Below are 16576 nucleotides of genomic sequence, written 5' to 3' on the forward strand. Positions count from 1 at the left end.
TCCGCCGGCGGCGGGAATCCGCGAGGACGCCGAGGACGCCGAGGACGCCGAGGATGCGGCCCCCGGCCGGTCAGTGCGGGACCGGATCAGTGCGGGATCGAGGAGATCAGCTCCTGCGCCCCCTGCCGCTTGAGCGCCAGGGCCACCGAGGTCCCCAGGTCCTCCGGGTCGAGCGCGCCCGCCCACTCGTGGGCGTCCAGCACCTGCTTGCCGTCGGGGGTGAAGACCCGGCCGCGCAGGGAGAGGCGGCCGTCCGGTTCGGCCTTGGCGTAGCCGGCGATGGGGCTGTTGCAGTGGCCCTGCAGCACGTGCAGGAACATGCGCTCGGCGGCCGCCTCTCGCCACGTGTCGTGGTGGCCGAGCCCGGTGACGGCTCCGATGGTCGCGGTGTCGTCCTCGCGGCACTGCAGGACGAGGATCCCGGCGCCGATGGGCGGGCACATCGCCTCGGTGCCGAGGACTTCGGTGATCCGCGCCTGCTCGCCGATCCGTTCCAGGCCGGAGACGGCGAGCAGGAGCGCGTCCACGGTCCCGGCTGCCAGCTTGGCGAGCCGGCTGTTGGCGTTTCCGCGGATCGGGACGCACTCCAGGTGCGGGTGGGAGGAGGCGAGTTGGGCGGTGCGGCGGACGGAGGAAGTGCCGATCCGGGTGCCGGGCGGGAGTTGGGCGAGGGTCAGGCCGCCGGGGTGGACGAGGGCGTCGCGGATGTCGTCGCGGCGCAGGTAGGCGGCGAAGACGGTCCCGGCGGGCAGCGGGCGGTCGGCGGGCACGTCCTTGAGGCAGTGCACGGCGACGTCGGCGTCCCCGGCGAGCAGTGCGGCGTCGACCTCCTTGGTGAACGCGCCTTTGCCGCCGAGGTGGGCGAGGTCTCCCGTCCAGCGGTCGCCGGAGGTGGTGACGGGTACCACCTCGGTGCGCAGGTCCGGGTGCAGGGCGGCGAGTTCGGCGCGGACCCGCTCGACCTGGGCGAGCGCCATGGGCGAGGAGCGGGAGACGATGCGGATCAGCTCAGCGGTGGACATGGCGCGATGATAGGCCGTCGAACACCCGCCGTTGACGGTACCTCAGGCCCGTGGCGCACAGCCGCCGCATCCGTCCCGCCGCCTCTTCCACCGCCCCACCGCCCCGTCGCCCCACCGCCCCGTCGCCCCGCCGCCGACCCGTCCACCGCGCCGCGGTCACTCGTTGTGCAGCACCTCCGCGATCGGCAGCCGGGCCGCCGAGCGGGCCGGGAAGAGGGCGCCGAGGACGGCGATCACGACGCCCGCCAGGGCGACGGCGGCCAGCAGCGGGACGCTCCAGACGTCGCGAGGCGGAGGTGCTCGCCCTGCTCGGACGTGGGCTGTCCAACACCGAGTTGGCGCGCGAGCTCACCCTCAGCGAGTCGACGGTGAAGACGCACGTGGCCCGGATCTTCGCCAAGTTGAACCTGCGCGACCGGGCGCAGGCGGTGGTCCTCGCCTACGAGACCGGGCTGGTCGCGCCGGGCGGCGGCGACTGACCGCCACGTCGGCCGCTTCCTCACCCGTTCCTCACCCGCCAACGGCCCGAATCCCAGGGGCAATTCGCACGACAATCATCCGGCTCACTCGTTAGAGCTAACTCGCCGTCGAATCCCCCTTTTTGCCAGGTCATGGGGGAATATCTGCATGTCCGCGCCCGAACGGAGAACCACCCCGGGCGCGCCATCCCCCGGCATGACGAAGACAATTGGACAGGCCCGTGACCACCACCGCCCCCGTGTGGGACTGCCCCTTCCACCACACCGACGGCCTGGAGTTCGACCCCCTCCTCCGGCGGCTGCTCACCGAGGCCCCGATCGCCAGGATCCGGCTGCCGCACGGCGAGGGCGAGGCCTGGCTGGCCACCCGCTACGAGGACGTCAAAGTGGTCACCACCGACCGCCGGTTCAGTCGCGCCGCGGGCATCGGCCGCGACCTGCCGCGGATGACGCCCGCCCCGATCGCCCAGGCCGAGGCGATCAACCTGATGGACCCGCCCGCCCACAACCGGCTGCGCCGGCTGGTCGCCCAGGGCTTCACCAACCGCCAGGTCGAACGGATGCGCCCGGCCACCCAGCGGACGGTCGACGGCTACTTCGACGAGATGGCCGAGCACGGCGCCCCCGCCGACCTGATGCACTTCCTGGCCGGCCGGCTCCCGCTCACCACCATCTGCGAACTCCTGGCGATCCCCGAGGCCGACCGCGACGAACTGCGCGGCCACGCCGTCGCGATGATGCGGATGGGCCCGGGCAGCCGGACGGGCCAGGAGGCCGCCAAGGCCGTCCTGCGCGCGTACTTCACCGAGCTGACCGCCGTCCGCCGCGCCGACCCCGGCGAGGACCTGATCAGTGCCCTCGCCACCGCCCGCGACGGCGACGAACTGCTGGACGCCGACGAGTTGACCGTCATGGCGATGGTCCTGCTGGTCACCGGGCACGACACCAGCACCTACCAGCTCGGCAACATCACCTACACCCTGCTCACCCACCCCGAGCAGCTCGCCAAGCTGCGCGCCCAGCCGGAGATGCTGCCGCGCGCCCTGGAGGAGCTGCTGCGCTTCATCCCGTTCCGCCAGGGCGTCGGCATCGCCCGGGTCGCCACCGAGGACGTCGAGCTGGGCGGCACGCTGATCCGGGCCGGCGAGGCCGTGCACGTCTCGTACCTGACCGCCAACCGCGATCCCGCGGTGTACGAGCGCCCCGACGAGCTGGACCTCGACCGCGGCGCGCCCACCCACATGGCCTTCGGGTACGGCCAGCACCACTGCCTCGGTTCGCACCTGGCCCGGATGGAGCTGCAGGTCGCCATCGGCACCCTGCTGCGGCGCTTCCCCGGGCTGCGACTGGCCGTCGAACCCGCCGACCTCGACTGGAACTCCGGTTCGATCTGGCGCTTCCCGCGCGCCCTGCCGGTGGCCTGGTAGCCGCCTCCGCACCCGCCGCCACCGCCACCGCCACCGCCACCGCACCGTTCCACGCCGCCACCGGCCCGCCACGGGCCCCCAGGGAAGACCCACATGGCCACACTCTGCCGCCCCGCCATCGCCGTGCCCGAGCACGTCATCACGCTCGACGAAACCCTCGACCTGGCCCGCACCCTGCACGCCGGCCATCCCCAACTCGGCCTGGCCCTGCGGTTGATCGAGAACACCGGGGTCCGGACCCGGCACCTGGTCCAGCCGATCGAGCGGACCCTCACCCACCCGGGCTTCACCGTCCGCAACGAGGTGTACGAGCGCGAGGCCAAGCTCCGCGTCCCCGAGGTGGTCGAACGCGCCCTCGCCCACGCCGAGTTGTCCGCCCGGGACATCGACCTCATGGTCTACGTCTCGTGCACCGGCTTCATGATGCCGTCGATGACCGCCTGGCTGATCAACACCATGGGCTTCCGCTCCGACACCCGCCAGGTGCCGATCGCCCAGCTCGGCTGCGCGGCCGGCGGCGCCGCCGTCAACCGCGCGCACGACTTCTGCCGCGCCTACCCGGGCGCCAACGTGCTGATCGTCGCCTGCGAGTTCTGCTCGCTCTGCTACCAGCCCACCGACCTCGAGGTCGGCTCACTGCTCTCCAACGGCCTGTTCGGGGACGCGGTGGCCGCCGTGGTGATGCGCGGGCACGGCGGGCACGGCGTGCAGATCGAACGCAACGGCTCGCACCTCGTCCCCCACACCGAGAACTGGATCTCCTACGGGGTGCGGGACACCGGCTTCCACTTCCAGCTGGACAAACGGGTGCCCGGCACGATGGAGATGCTCGCGCCCGCGCTGCGCGGCCTGGCCGGCGAGCACGGCTGGGACATCTCCGGGCTCGGCTTCTACATCGTGCACGCCGGCGGTCCGCGCATCCTGGACGACCTGTGCCGCCTCCTCAACCTGGAGCCGGCCACCTTCCGCTACAGCCGGGCGACGCTCACCGAGCGCGGCAACATCGCCAGCGCCGTCGTGTTCGACGCGCTCGCCCGACTGTTCGCCGACGGCGGCGTCCCCGAGGGCACCACCGGACTGATCGCCGGCTTCGGACCTGGCATCACCGCCGAGGTGTCACTGGGGAGTTGGGTCGGTGTGCCGAGCGATCCGCCGTGCCCGCGCCGCCCGCGCGCCATGGCCACCTCCGACGTCGCGCTCGCCCAGCCGACCACCCCGCGCCGCCTTCCGGCCGGCACTACGATCACCGAATGACCGACACCACGGACCGCACCGCCGTCGCCGCCAGAGCCGCCGAACTCGCCGCCCTGTTCCCGGCGCTGCACGCGCCGCAGTACTGGAGCTGGGGGCGGTACGACGCGCAGTTCTCCACCGAGCTGCCGCCGGACGACCTGGTCACCAACATCCACCTGGTCGGGTTCGCGGACGGCGACGTGGTGCTGTGCCGGGACGACCGGGACCACTGGTTCCTGCCCGGCGGCACCCGGGAGCGGGACGAGAGCGTCGCCGCCTGCCTGGAGCGGGAGCTGCGGGAGGAGGCGGGCGCCCGGCTGCTCGGCGCGCCGGACTGGCTGGGCGCGCACCGCTGCCGCACCGACGACCCGGTGCCGTACCGGCCGTGGCAGCCGCATCCGCAGAAGGCCTGGCTGTGGGGCTGGGGCGAGGTCGTGCTGGACTCCTCTCCGACCAACCCGGCGGACGGCGAGCAGGTGGTCGAGGTCCGTGCCGTCCCGGCCGCCGAGGCGCAGCGGCTGCTGCTGACCGGGCACGACGCGTGGTGGAGCGAGCTGGTCGGGCTGGCCGTGGAGCTCCGGCGCAGGGCCGATCTGGGCTGAGGTCACCGCCCGGTCGAGGAATTCCCAGTCTGCGGAAGATCACTGGAACGGCGGAACATCGAACAGTCATGTCCGTTTTGTGATGATATGACTCGGCCATGGACACCTACCTCTTGGCCGTGACGGACTACCCGCTGCTCAACATCTTCTGGACGATGCTGGAGCTGTTCCTCTGGGTGCTCTGGTTCTTCCTGCTGTTCAAGATCATCACGGACATCTTCCGCAGCCACGACCTCAGCGGCTGGGGCAAGGCCGGCTGGCTGGTCCTGGTGATCATCCTGCCGCTGATCGGCGTCCTCGCGTACCTGATCGCCCGCGGGCAGTCGATGGGCCGGCGCGACGTCGCCCAGGCCGAACGGACCGAGGCCGCGTTCAAGGCCTACATCCGGGACGCCGCCACGGACGGGGCCACGACCGGCGCGACGGCCGGTGCCGCGACCGGCGCGACGGCCGGCGCGACGAGCGGAGCCGCCGGCGGCAGCCATGTGGACGACCTGGCGAGACTGGCGGACCTCAGGGAGCGGGGCGCCATCTCCGAGGAGGAGTACCAGAAGGCCAAGAACAAACTCCTGGTCTGACCGAGCCCACGGCACGACGGCCGGGGCCGGTGGGCGTGCCACACGCCCACCGGCCCCGGCCGTTCCCCGCTGGGGACCGGCCTCCCGGCCCGCGGCGCTCCGGTCAGCGCCGCCCGGAACGCCGGCTGCCCGCGCCGTCGCCGCCACCACCGGCCAGACCTGCCCGGCGCAGCGCGTCCGCCATGGCGCTGTTGGCCGGGGCCGGAGCCGGGGCGCCGCCCGTGCGGTCACCGCGGTCGCGGCCGCCCTGGCCGCCACGCCGGTCCTGGCCGCCCAGACCGCCCTGGCTGCCCTGGCCGCCCTGGCCGCCGCCGCCCCGCCGCTCCTGGCGCGGCGGGCGGGCCTGCCGGTCCCCGCGGTCGCCGCCCCGGTCCCCGCCCCGATCGCCGCGCTCGCGCCCGACCTCGTCGTCCAGCCGCAGGGTGAGCCCGATCCGCTTGCGCGGCACGTCCACCGAGACCACCCGGACCTTCACGATGTCGCCGGGCTTGACCACCTCGCGCGGGTCCTTGACGAAGGTCTTCGACAGCGCCGAGACGTGCACCAGCCCGTCCTGGTGGACGCCCACGTCCACGAAGGCGCCGAAGGCGGCGACATTGGTGACCACGCCCTCCAGCACCATGCCGGCCTCCAGGTCGCCGATCTTGTCGACGCCCTCCTTGAAGGTCGCGGTGCGGAAGGCGGGGCGCGGGTCGCGGCCGGGCTTCTCCAGCTCGCCGAGGATGTCGGTGACGGTCGGGACGCCGAAGGTGTCGTCCGCGAAGTCGCCGGGCTTCAACGCCCGCAGTGCGGCGCCGTTGCCGATCAGCTCGCTCAGCTCCCCGCCGGTCGAGGCGAGGATGCGGCGCACCACCGGGTAGGCCTCGGGGTGCACGCTGGAGGCGTCCAGCGGGTCCGCACCGCCGGGGATGCGCAGGAAGCCGGCGCACTGCTCGAAGGCCTTGGGGCCGAGCCGTGACACGTCCTTGAGCTGCTTGCGGGTGCGGAACGGGCCGTTGGCGTCGCGGTGGGCCACGATGTTGTCGGCGAGCGTGCCGGTGATGCCGGAGACCCGGGTGAGCAGCGGCGCCGAGGCGGTGTTGACGTCCACGCCGACGGCGTTGACGCAGTCCTCGACCACCGCGTCCAGCGAGCGGGAGAGCTTCACCTCGCTCAGGTCGTGCTGGTACTGGCCGACACCGATCGACTTGGGATCGATCTTGACCAGTTCGGCCAGCGGGTCCTGCAGGCGGCGGGCGATCGAGACCGCGCCCCGGATCGACACGTCCAGCTCCGGCAGCTCCTGCGAGGCGAACGCGGACGCCGAGTAGACCGACGCGCCGGCCTCGCTGACCACCGCCTTGGTGAGCTTCAGCTCGGGGTGGCGCTTGATCAGGTCCTCGGCGAGCTTGTCGGTCTCCCGGGAGGCGGTGCCGTTGCCGATCGCGACCAGGTCGACGTCGTGCTTCTTCGCCAGCGCGGCCAGGGTGTTCAGGGCCGCGTCCCACTTGTTGGCGGGCTGGTGCGGGTAGATCGTCTCGTACGCGACGACCTTGCCGGTGGCGTCCACCACGGCGACCTTCACGCCGGTGCGGAAGCCCGGGTCCAGCCCCATGGTGGCGCGGGTGCCGGCCGGGGCGGCGAGCAGCAGGTCGCGCAGGTTGGCGGCGAAGACCCGCACCGCCTCCTCCTCGGCCTCGGCGCGCAGCCGGGCGCGCAGGTCGATGCCGAGGCGCACCAGGATCCGGGTGCGCCAGGCCCAGCGGACGGTGTCACCGAGCCACTTGTCGGCCGGGCGGCCGCGGTCGGCGATGCCGAAACGGGCGGCGATCCGCTGCTCGTAGTCGCTCTCGCCGGGCAGGTCGCCCGCGGAATCCCCGTCGTAGGGCGAGAGTTCGAGGTCGAGCACCTCCTCCTTCTCGCCGCGCAGCATCGCCAGGATGCGGTGCGAGGGGAGCTTGGTGTACGGCTCGGCGAAGTCGAAGTAGTCGGCGAACTTGGCGCCGTCCTGCTCCTTGCCGTCGCGGACGGTGGCGACCAGGCGGCCGCGGGTCCACATCCGTTCGCGCAGCGAGCCGACCAGGTCGGCGTCCTCGCCGAAGCGCTCGACCAGGATCGCCCGGGCGCCTTCCAGGGCCGCCGCGCCGTCCGGCACCGACGCGTCGATGGTGCCGTTCCCGATGAGGGCGGCGGCGAGCGCTGCCGGGTCCTGGGAGGGGTCGGCGAGCAGGGTGTCGGCCAGCGGCTCCAGTCCGGCCTCCCGGGCGATCTGCGCCTTGGTGCGCCGCTTCGGCTTGAACGGGAGGTAGATGTCCTCCAGGCGGGCCTTGGAGTCCGCGGCCAGCACCTGGGCGCGCAGCGCGTCGTCCAGCTTGCCCTGGGCCTCGATCGACTCCAGGACGGTCGCCCGGCGTTCCTCCAGTTCGCGCAGGTAGCGCAGCCGTTCCTCCAGGCCGCGCAGTTGGGCGTCGTCGAGGGAGCCGGTGGCCTCCTTGCGGTAGCGGGCCACGAAGGGCACGGTCGCGCCGCCGTCGAGCAGGTCGACGGCCGCCTTCACCTGCCCCTCGCGGACGCCCAGTTCCTCGGCGATCTTGCGCTCGATCGCCTGCTGGGCCTGGCGGGCCACCTGTTCGGCTGGCGTGGTCACGAAGCCGGTCACCTTCTCCTTCAGAGCTTTCGCCGTACGCCCTGCATTCTGGCAGGTGCCGACGACGGCGCCCGGCCGCACCGGTGGCGGCCGGGCGTGGCGGCCCGGCAGGGCAGCGGCGGAACACAGGCGGAACACAGGCGGCGCACGGGCGCTGCCCGGTGCGCCCGGGCCCCACCGAGGCTTGAGCGGGGCCCAGTTGCCGCCTCCTAGGCTCGCGGGCATGGACACTCTGGATGCCGCCGCCGAACTGGAGCGGCTCGCTGCCGCCAAGTACCTGCTGTTCACCACCTTCCGGAGGGACGGCACTCCGGTGGCCACCCCCGTCTGGGTCGCCCGGGACGGCGACGCGCTGGTCTTCACCACGGTGACGAAGACCGGCAAGGTGAAGCGCCTGCGCAACCGCACGGACGTCCTGGTCGGCCCGAGCGACATCCGCGGCAACCTGCTCGGTGCGCAGGTCCGGGGCACCGCCGTGCTCGACCCCGCCCGGGCGCCCGCCTACCGCGCGCTGCTGCGGCGCAAGTACGGGCTGCTGTGCGCGGTCGCGTTGACCGCGAACGTGCTGCGGTTCGGCAAGGGCGGCACGGTCGGGGTGCGGGTCACCGTCGGCTGATCATCGGGATGTGCCCGGTTGTGGAATACGGCTGAACGGAAACGATCGGCGCTGTACGCTGCCGGGCATGTGCGCTGCCGCCCGGATGCACCCTGACGAGCCGGTGGTCGACGCGGCCCTGGTGCGGCGGTTGATCTCCGCCCAGTTCCCGCAGTGGGAGCGCCTTCCGATCACCCCGGTCGCCCCGGCCGGGGCGGACAACGCGATGTTCCGCCTCGGCCCCGAACTCGCCGTCCGGCTGCCCCGGGTGGAGTGGGCGGCCGGGGACGTGCGCCGGGAGCACCAGTGGCTGCCCGCCCTGGCACCCCGGCTGCCACTGCCCGTCCCCGCCCCGCTCGCGCTCGGACGGCCCGCCGCGGGATACCCGTGGGAGTGGTCGGTGCTCCGGTGGATCGACGGCGTCAACCCGGCGGCCGGCGGCCTCGCCGCACCCGGGGCCCTCGCCCGCGACCTGGCCGGCTTCGTCAACGCCCTGCGCGCCGTCAACCCGACGAACGCCCCGGCCGGCCACCGCAGCGCCCCGCTCGCCTCCCGCGACGGCGCGACCCGCGCGGCCATCGCCCAGCTCTCCGGCTCGATCGACACGGCGGCCGCAACCGCTCTGTGGGACAAGGCACTTCGGCTGCCCGACTACGCCGGGCCACCGGTCTGGATGCACGGCGACCTCACCCCCGGCAACCTCCTGGTCTCCCGCACCGGCCGGCTCGCCGCCGTCATCGACTTCGCCCTGATGGGCGCCGGCGACCCGACCGCGGACCTGATCGCCGCCTGGAACCTGCTGCCCGCCACCGCCCGCCCCGCCTACCGCGCCGCCCTGCGCGCGGACGACGCCATGTGGGCGCGCGGCCGCGCCTGGGCGTTCTCCATCGCCCTGGTGACGATCCCCTACTACCGCCACACCGACCCGGCCCTGACGGCCAACGCCCGCCACGTCGTCCGCGAGGTGCTCGCCGACCGCAGCGTGTAGGGCGCCTTCAGGCCCCGGCCGCCCCGGGCACACCGGATGTCCCACGTATTCCGGACACCTCGTCGGCCACGGCCGCGAGCAGGTTGCGGACCAGCGGCCCCGGGTCGTTGCGGCGCCAGGCGACGGCGACCCGGGTGCGGGCGGTGCCCGGGTCGATCCGGCGGAAGGCGACGCCGCGCAGCCGGATGCGCCGGATGCTCGCCGGGGCCAGGGAGACCCCCAGGCCGGCCCCGACCAGTGCGCACACCGTCTGCCACTCCACCGCGTGCTGCGCGATCCGCGGCGCGAAGCCCGTCTCGCCGCACAGGCCGGTGATCCGGTCGTACAGCTGCGGCCCGTCCTCCCGGGGCAGCAGCACGAACGGCGCGTCCGCCAACTGGGCGAGCCGGACGGTCCGTTGGCCGGCCAGCAGGTGGTGCGCCGGCAGGACGGCGACGAACGGCTCGTGCAGGACCGTACGGAAGGACAGCTCCGGCTCGTCCGCGGGCGGCTCGCGCAGCAGGCCGACGTCGATGGTCCGCTCGTGCAGCGCGGTTAGCTGCGGCGCGCTGGTCATCTCGCGCACGTCCAGGTGCACGGCTGGGTGGCGCTGCCGGAAGGTGTCCAGCAGGCCGGGCAGGACGGTGAGGGCGAGCGAGGCGGAGAACCCGATCCGCAGCCGGCCGGCCTCCCCGCTGCCGACGGCGCGGGCGGCGGCCAGCCCGTCCGCGAGGTCGGTCAGCGCCCGCCGCGCGGCGGGCAGGAGTTCGCGGCCGGCCGGGGTCAGGGTGACGCCGCCGGGGCCACGGTGGAACAGCGGGTGGCCGACCCTGTCCTCCAGCCGCCGGATCTGCTGGCTCAGCGGCGGCTGGGCGATGCCGAGGCGGGCGGCGGCGTGGCCGAAGTGCAGTTCCTCGGCGAGCACGACGAAGGCGTGCACCTGCGGGAGGGGAAGTTCGGGGCGCTCCATACCTCCAGGGATATCAGGTCATGTCGTGCGGAGTGTTGGACGTATCACCGCAGCCCACCTAGCGTCTCCACCATGACAGAGCGACGTGCGATCCTCAGCGGTTCGCCTTTCGAGGAGCAGATCGGCTACGCCCGTGCCGTGGTGGACGGCGACTGGGTCCACGTGTCCGGGACGACCGGGTTCGACTACACCGCCATGGCCATCTCCGACGACGTGGTGGAGCAGGCCGAGCAGTGCCTGCGCAACATCGGGGCCGCCCTGGCCGAGGCGGGCTGCGGCTTCGCGGACGTGGTGCGGGTGCGCTACCTGCTGCCCGAGCGTGCGGACTTCGAACCGTGCTGGCCGGTCCTGCGCCGCTGCTTCGGCGAGGTGCGGCCGGCCGCCACCATGCAGGTGTGCGGGCTCGCCGACCCCCGGATGAGGATCGAGATCGAGGTCACCGCCCGCCGGCCGTCTCGCTGATCCCACGTCAGGTAACCGTCGCTGTTGCTATGGTTCTCTCCGCCAGTAAGGGGGAACGGACTTGGCACGGAACGTGATCACCGTCAGCGTGAGCCGGCGGGTGCTGTGGGTCGGCGGCGACGCCTACCCACTGCAGCACATCGCCCGGGCACGGCAGTTGGTCTGGTGGCCGCCCAAGCGCTCCTGGACGATCATCCGGTTCGTCCGCCAGGTGTTCGCGCTGGCCTTCGCGGTGACCGTCCTCAGCGCGCTGCTGCAGAACTCGACCGACCCGGGGCAGGTCGCGGCCGTCCCCGGCGTGCTGCTGCTGGGTGGCCTCGCCTTCAGCATCTACCGGCTGGTCACCCGGCTGCGGCAGCGGGCGCTGTACAAGCTGGTCATCGAGACCTCCAACGCCTCGACCACGGCCGTGGTGAGCCACGACCCCCGGGAGGTCGGCCGGCTGATCGAGATGATCATGGATGCCATCGACAATCCGCAGGCCGAGTTCGCCATCCAGGTGGAGAGCGTCCACATCGGCGACCGGATCAACCAGTACGGCGACCACAACATCGGAAAGCAGGTGGGCCGGTGAGCGGCGACTTCCACTTCGGCGACTCCGTCACCCAGCACGGTGACCACAACATCGGCATCATCAAGCACCAGGGCCCGGCCGACCCCCAGGCCGCGCTGCGCGAACTCGTCGCCGCCGTACGCGCCCTGCGCGGGCAGGTGCCGGCCGAGGACCGCGAGGTGCTGGACGAATCGCTGGAGGCCATCGGCGACGGCACCGCCACCCCGCCGACCGTCCTGCGGCGCGCACTGCGGAACATCTCCGGGGTCGCCTCCCTGGTCACGGCGGGCGCCCCCGTGGTGGAGGCGATCCGCCGGATCATGGACTCGATCACCTCCTGAGCCCGGCCGCGTTGTCCGGCGTGCGCTACCCGGCTCGCACTGCCCGGCTCGCACCTCCAGCTTGCGCTACCCGGTCAGAAAGCTGCCCCGGTCAACCCGGCTGCTAGCCTGACACCATGAGCGGACTGCGCGAACGCAAGAAGGAGCGCACCCGGCGGGCCATCTCCGAGGCCGCCATCGCCCTCTTCCTGGAGCACGGCTTCGACCAGGTGTCGGTGGCGGACGTCGCGGCGGCTGCCGAGGTCTCCAAGCCGACGCTGTTCTCCTACTTCCCCAGCAAGGAGGACCTGGTCGTCCACCGCTTCGCCGACCACCAGGAGCAGGCCGCGGACGTCGTCCGCGCCCGCCCGGCCGGCGAACCGGTGCTCGACGCGCTCCTCCGGGACTTCCTCACCGGCCTCACCCGGCGCGACCCGGTCACCGGCCTCAACGACCACCCCGCGGTCCTCGCCTTCACCGCCCTGGTCTACGGCACCCCCAGCCTGGCCGCCCGGGTCGGCGAGTACGTGGCCCGCGCCGAACGCTCCCTCGCCGACGCGCTCGCCCAGGCCCCCGACCTCCCGCAGCCGCGCGACCTCACCGCCCCGCTGCTCGCCGCCCAGGTCACCGCCACCCAGCGCGTCCTCGCCCTGCACAACTGGCAGCGCATCCGGGACGGTGGCCGCACCCCCGACGACCTGCACGCCGAAGCCGCCGCCGACGCCACCCGCGCCTTCGGCCTCCTCACCCACGGCTACGGCCCCGGCCCCGGCCCCGGCCCGCACGACGGCCCTGAGGACGGCCCCGGTTAGAGTGCCGCGCATGACGACGCGTCACCACACCTTCGAGGCCCTGCACAACTTCCGCGACCTGGGCGGCCTTCCGGCCGCCGGGGGACGGTCCGTACGGTGGGGCCTGCTCTACCGCTCCGACTCGCTCGGCAAGCTCACCTCGGACGCCGACCTCGACCGGCTCCGCGCCCTCGGCGTACGGACCGTGATCGACCTCCGCTACCCCTGGGAGATCGCCGCCAAGGGCCGGGTGCCCGACTTCGAGGGACTGGAGTACCACAACCTCTCGATCGAGCACCGCCCGTACGACCAGGCCGAGATCGACCCGGAGCTCGACCCCTGGCGCTACCTCGCCGACCGCTTCGCCGAGGTCGCCGAGGACGGGGTCAAGGAGATCCGCCAGACCCTGGACGTGATCACCGACGCCGACGCCCCGGTGGTCTTCCACTGCGCCTCCGGCAAGGACCGCACCGGCCTCATCGCCGCCCTGCTGCTCACGCTGCTCGGTGTCGCCGAGGACGACATCGCCGCGGACTTCGCCCTCACCGAGCTCGCCACCGCGCGGCTCGTCGCCGACTGGCACGCCGCCAACCCCGGCCGCACCCTGCGCTGGCCCGGCTACGGCCGCGCCCCGGAGGCCGTCATCCGCCGCACCCTCGCCGACCTCGCCGCCCGCCACGGCTCCGTCGAGGCCTACCTCACCGGCACTCTCGGCATCGACCGCGCCCGGATCGCCGCACTCCGCTCCCGTCTGCTGACCGACTGAGCCGCAGCGGCAACTCGGTGGCAGGCACCGGGGGTTGTGAACGACCATGGCCGGTATGACCGAGCAACCCGCGCGATGGACCGAAGCGACCGTCTACCCCGACATGTGGTCCGATCCGGACGACGACCCCCGCAACAGCGAGGGCCCCAGCCCGGACGGTGAACCCGGCGCCCTGCACGACTGCCTGACGAACTACCGGCTGACCCTGCGGATGAAGTGCGACGGCCTCGACGCCGACCAGCTGGCGCGACGCTCCGTGCCGCCCTCGACGATGTCGCTGCTCGGGCTGGTCCGGCACCTCGCCGAGGTGGAACGGGACTGGCGCAACTGGCTCACCGAGGACGAGCCGCTGCCGAAGCTGTACGGCAAGCGGGACGCGGACTTCGACGGAGCCCTGGCCGACCCGGCGGTGGTGGCGGACGCCTTCCGGGACCTGGAACGCGAACAGGCCGCCACCGACGCCGCACTGGCCGGGTACGCCGACCTGGGCGAGCGGGTCGGCCGGAGCGGAGTGGCGATCCGGGAACTGCTGGTGCACCGGATCGACGAGTACGCCCGCCACTGCGGGCACGCCGACCTCCTGCGCGAGTGCATCGACGGCCGGGTCGGCCAGTAGGGCCGGTCGGCAGCGGTCAGCGGCGCCGGTCTCGGGGTGGCCGGGCGCCGCCGTTGCCGGGCCGGGGCTTCGCCGCCGGGGCCGGGGCCGTGGGCGCGGCGGTGGCGGGCCAGTGGGCGGGGCGGGTGAGTCCGGCCGGCAGGCGGGTGGCCGCGTCGCCGCGGGCGGCGTCGAGCTGGGCCTGGGTGAGGTAGAGGGCCGTGGTGAGGTCGGCGCCGGCCAGGTTGGCGTCGCGCAGGTCGGCGCCGATGAGGTCGGCCAGGCGCAGGTCCGCGCCGGAGAGGTCGGCGGCGACGAGCAGGGCGCCGCGCAGGTTGGCACCCCGCAGGTCGGCGCCGCGCAGCCGGGCGCCGAAGAAGTCGGCGCCGCGGTGCTCGCGGCGGCGCGGGACGGACGCCCGGACGAGTTCGCCGGCGCGCAGCAGGAGGTCGCTGACGCGCTGCCGGTGGGCCGGCACGTCGACGGCGAGGATCTCCTCGGGGGTGCCGCCGGCGAGCCGGTCGGTCTCCTCCAGGGCCTGCCGCAGGTCTGCGTGGACGGTGTGGGCGGCTTCGAAGGTGAGCGCCTCGGTGAGGTACCGGAGCAGTTCGTGCAGCTGCCGCACGATCGGGAAGACCTCGAACATCGGCCCGGCCGTGTCCGGCTCCTCGCGCCAGCTGCGCCCGCCGAAGGTCACCTGGGAGACCCGCTGCCCGGCGCCGAAGCAGTCGTAGACGGTGCAGCCCTGGAAGCCGCTGTCGCGCAGCCGCTCGTGGATGCCGCAGGTGAAGTCGGTCTGCAGGTTGCGGCAGGGGGTACCGGCGGACTTGTTGATGGCGAAGTCGGTGCCGGCGGCGAACGGCAGGGCGGCGCAGCAGAGTCCGAAGCAGTTGCCGCAGTCGGATCGGAGCGGGGTCGGCGCGGCCGCCGTGGGGTCTTGCGGCGACTCGGTCTCGCGCACGTTCCAGGATCCTTCCAGCAGCCGGGCGCCGGTGTGACGCCGCGGACCCCGGAAATTCTACTGGTCAGACGACCGCCCCAGTCCGTAAGGTATGCAGCTGGACATAGACCATTACATGCGGAGGTGGCGGGATGCCGGAGCCGGACATCAGGGAGCTGGTCCGGAGGTGGATCTCGGGCTGGGCCGTCTCGCGCGGCTCCGCCGAGCCGGTGGACCGGCCCTGGGGCTGGACCATCGACGTCGGCGCGCCCGTCGGCGAAGTGGCCCGGCACGTGCTGCCGGAACCGGCCGAGGCCGAGGTCCGCAGGATCGCCGAGGCCACCACCGCACCCACCACCTGGCTGAAGCTGTTCGCCGAGGACGCCACCGTGCGGCCCTGGCTGGGCCCCCGCTGGCGACTGGACGCGCCGGGCTTCCTGATGAGCGCCCCGCTGGCCCCCGGACGCCCCGCGGCCCCGGCCGGCTACACGGTGACCGCCTGGGAGCGGGGCGGCGTCCTGCGGGTGCTGGTCCGCTCCGGGGACGGGCACTTCGCCGCACGCGGCCAGGCGGGCCTGGCCGGCCCGGTGGCGGTACCGGACCAGATCACCACCGCGCCCGAGTTCCGCCGCCAGGGCCTGGGCGCCCTGGTGATGCGGACGCTGCAGTCCGCCGCGTACGAGGCAGGCGCCGGCACCGGCGTCCTGGTCGGCACCCCCGAGGGCCGGGCGCTCTACACCGCACTCGGCTGGACCACCCACGCCCCGATGGCGAGCCTGGTCCTGGAGCCGGCGGCTCCCGAAAGCTAGCAGCCCGGCAGAGGCCCGCCGCTTGCAGACCCGCCGCCTGCAGGCCCGGAGCCCCGGCGCGCTAGCGGTACGGCAGCAGCTCGGGCCGCTTCGGCGGGCGGCCGTCGCCGGAGGAGCGGCCGGTGAGCCGGCGGCCGATCCACGGGCCGAGGTGGGTGCGCAGCCAGCGGGCGTCGGCTGCCAGCCGTTCGGCGCGGCCGGGCGGGGCGGTGGCGGGCAGCGGGGCGCGCCAGTCGAAGGCGGCGGGGCGGCCGAGTGCCTCCAGTACGCCTTCGGCGACCCGTCGGTGGCCTTCGGGCGAGAGGTGCAGGCGGTCCTCGGCCCAGAGTCGGCGGTCGTCGAAGCAGGGGGCGGAGAAGAGGTCGACGACGGTGATGCCGTCCTGGGTGCCGAGCTCCTGCACGAAGGCCTTCATCCGCAGGATGGCGGGCAGCAGTCGGGCGCCGCCCGCGAGCCGGCGGGTGGGGTCGGTGCTGGTGAACAGGACGATGGTGGCGCCGGTGGCGCGCAGTCGGCGGACGCAGTCGCCGAGCAGCCGCTCGACCCGGTCGATGTCGCAGCCGGGGCGCAGCACGTCGTTGAAGCCGCCGGCGAGGGTGACGAGCTGGGCGCCGGCGGCGGCGCCGGGGGTGAGCTGTTCGTCGTGGATCTGGCCGATGAGCTTGCCGCGGACGGCCAGGTTGGCGTAGCGGAAGTCCCGGTCCGGGTGCTCCGCCGCGAGTGCCGAGGCGACCCGGTCGGCCCAGCCGCGGTAGTGGCCGTCGGGCAGCAGGTCGTCGCCCATGCCCTCGGTGAAGGAGTCTCCGAGGGCGACGTAGCTGTCGTAGCTGCCGTAGCTGCG

General features: G+C 73.7%; 18 protein-coding genes and 1 pseudogene. 14 read left to right on the forward strand and 5 right to left on the reverse strand.

All coding sequences use genetic code 11. The features are described 5' to 3' along the window. Positions 1–86: 86 nt before the first annotated feature. The gene (gene hemC, locus AC0B61_RS23310; protein WP_471742658.1) at positions 87–1022 is read right to left on the reverse strand and encodes a hydroxymethylbilane synthase; all 936 of its coding nucleotides are present in this window, start codon (positions 1020–1022) and stop codon (positions 87–89) included. A 284-nt stretch (positions 1023–1306) separates the two neighbouring features. Between hemC and AC0B61_RS23315 the strand changes: the two are divergent. The 5 genes and pseudogenes from AC0B61_RS23315 to AC0B61_RS23335 form a co-directional block, all read left to right on the forward strand. Beyond that, positions 1307–1501 (forward strand): annotated as a pseudogene (locus AC0B61_RS23315) (response regulator transcription factor); the annotation flags it as partial. Between the two features lie 221 nt (positions 1502–1722). Next, entirely contained in the window at positions 1723–2928 is a 1206-nt protein-coding gene (locus AC0B61_RS23320) for a cytochrome P450 (protein ID WP_471742659.1), read from the forward strand. A 93-nt stretch (positions 2929–3021) separates the two neighbouring features. After that, positions 3022–4182, forward strand: a complete 1161-nt coding sequence (locus AC0B61_RS23325; protein ID WP_471742660.1) for a type III polyketide synthase — start codon at positions 3022–3024, stop codon at positions 4180–4182. After that, positions 4179–4763, forward strand: a complete 585-nt coding sequence (locus tag AC0B61_RS23330; protein ID WP_471742661.1) for an NUDIX hydrolase — start codon at positions 4179–4181, stop codon at positions 4761–4763. The genes AC0B61_RS23325 and AC0B61_RS23330 overlap by 4 nt, the downstream gene beginning before the upstream one ends. A 119-nt stretch (positions 4764–4882) precedes the next feature. Continuing rightward, positions 4883–5341, forward strand: coding sequence for an SHOCT domain-containing protein (locus tag AC0B61_RS23335; protein ID WP_471742776.1), 459 nt, complete (start codon positions 4883–4885; stop codon positions 5339–5341). 103 nt (positions 5342–5444) lie between these two features. Here AC0B61_RS23335 and AC0B61_RS23340 read toward each other — a convergent pair whose 3' ends face one another. After that, the gene (locus AC0B61_RS23340) at positions 5445–7967 is read right to left on the reverse strand and encodes a Tex family protein (protein ID WP_471742662.1); all 2523 of its coding nucleotides are present in this window, start codon (positions 7965–7967) and stop codon (positions 5445–5447) included. A 223-nt stretch (positions 7968–8190) separates the two neighbouring features. Between AC0B61_RS23340 and AC0B61_RS23345 the strand changes: the two genes are divergently transcribed. Next, a complete protein-coding gene (locus AC0B61_RS23345) occupies positions 8191–8583 on the forward strand; it encodes a PPOX class F420-dependent oxidoreductase (RefSeq protein WP_471742663.1) in 393 nt (130 codons plus the stop codon). 67 nt (positions 8584–8650) lie between these two features. Further along, complete coding sequence (locus tag AC0B61_RS23350; RefSeq protein WP_471742664.1) at positions 8651–9550, forward strand: aminoglycoside phosphotransferase family protein; 900 nt, start codon at positions 8651–8653, stop codon at positions 9548–9550. Between the two features lie 7 nt (positions 9551–9557). Here AC0B61_RS23350 and AC0B61_RS23355 read toward each other — a convergent pair whose 3' ends face one another. Then, positions 9558–10499 carry a LysR family transcriptional regulator gene (locus tag AC0B61_RS23355; protein WP_471742665.1) on the reverse strand — a complete coding sequence of 314 codons (942 nt, stop codon included), beginning with the start codon at positions 10497–10499 and terminating at the stop codon, positions 9558–9560. A gap of 72 nt (positions 10500–10571) precedes the next feature. Here AC0B61_RS23355 and AC0B61_RS23360 point away from each other — a divergent pair, with 72 nt between their 5' ends. From AC0B61_RS23360 to AC0B61_RS23385, 6 genes are all read left to right on the forward strand, one after another. After that, entirely contained in the window at positions 10572–10961 is a 390-nt protein-coding gene (locus AC0B61_RS23360; protein ID WP_471742666.1) for a RidA family protein, read from the forward strand. A 61-nt stretch (positions 10962–11022) separates the two neighbouring features. Further along, a complete protein-coding gene (locus AC0B61_RS23365) occupies positions 11023–11535 on the forward strand; it encodes a DUF6232 family protein (RefSeq protein WP_471742667.1) in 513 nt (170 codons plus the stop codon). Continuing rightward, positions 11532–11855: a hypothetical protein gene (locus AC0B61_RS23370; RefSeq protein WP_471742668.1), complete on the forward strand. Its 324-nt coding sequence runs from the start codon at positions 11532–11534 to the stop codon at positions 11853–11855. Before AC0B61_RS23365 ends, AC0B61_RS23370 begins: the two co-directional genes overlap by 4 nt. 116 nt (positions 11856–11971) lie before the next feature. Continuing rightward, the gene (locus tag AC0B61_RS23375) at positions 11972–12646 is read left to right on the forward strand and encodes a TetR family transcriptional regulator (RefSeq protein ID WP_471742669.1); all 675 of its coding nucleotides are present in this window, start codon (positions 11972–11974) and stop codon (positions 12644–12646) included. Between the two features lie 10 nt (positions 12647–12656). Further along, on the forward strand, positions 12657–13391 hold the full coding sequence (locus AC0B61_RS23380) for a tyrosine-protein phosphatase (protein WP_471742670.1): 735 nt from the start codon (positions 12657–12659) through the stop codon (positions 13389–13391). Positions 13392–13446: 55 nt separating this feature from the next. Beyond that, entirely contained in the window at positions 13447–14007 is a 561-nt protein-coding gene (locus tag AC0B61_RS23385) for a DinB family protein (RefSeq protein ID WP_471742671.1), read from the forward strand. 16 nt (positions 14008–14023) lie between these two features. On the opposite strand, the gene AC0B61_RS23390 is transcribed toward AC0B61_RS23385, so the two are convergent. Beyond that, on the reverse strand, positions 14024–14947 hold the full coding sequence (locus tag AC0B61_RS23390; protein ID WP_471742672.1) for a pentapeptide repeat-containing protein: 924 nt from the start codon (positions 14945–14947) through the stop codon (positions 14024–14026). 131 nt (positions 14948–15078) lie between these two features. Between AC0B61_RS23390 and AC0B61_RS23395 the strand changes: the two genes are divergently transcribed. Further along, complete coding sequence (locus AC0B61_RS23395; RefSeq protein WP_471742673.1) at positions 15079–15735, forward strand: GNAT family N-acetyltransferase; 657 nt, start codon at positions 15079–15081, stop codon at positions 15733–15735. Positions 15736–15796: 61 nt separating this feature from the next. Here AC0B61_RS23395 and AC0B61_RS23400 read toward each other — a convergent pair whose 3' ends face one another. Next, on the reverse strand, positions 15797–16519 hold the full coding sequence (locus tag AC0B61_RS23400; protein WP_471742777.1) for an SGNH/GDSL hydrolase family protein: 723 nt from the start codon (positions 16517–16519) through the stop codon (positions 15797–15799). Positions 16520–16576 lie beyond the last annotated feature (57 nt).

The sequence above is a fragment of the Kitasatospora sp. NPDC023385 genome, assembly GCF_055664045.1.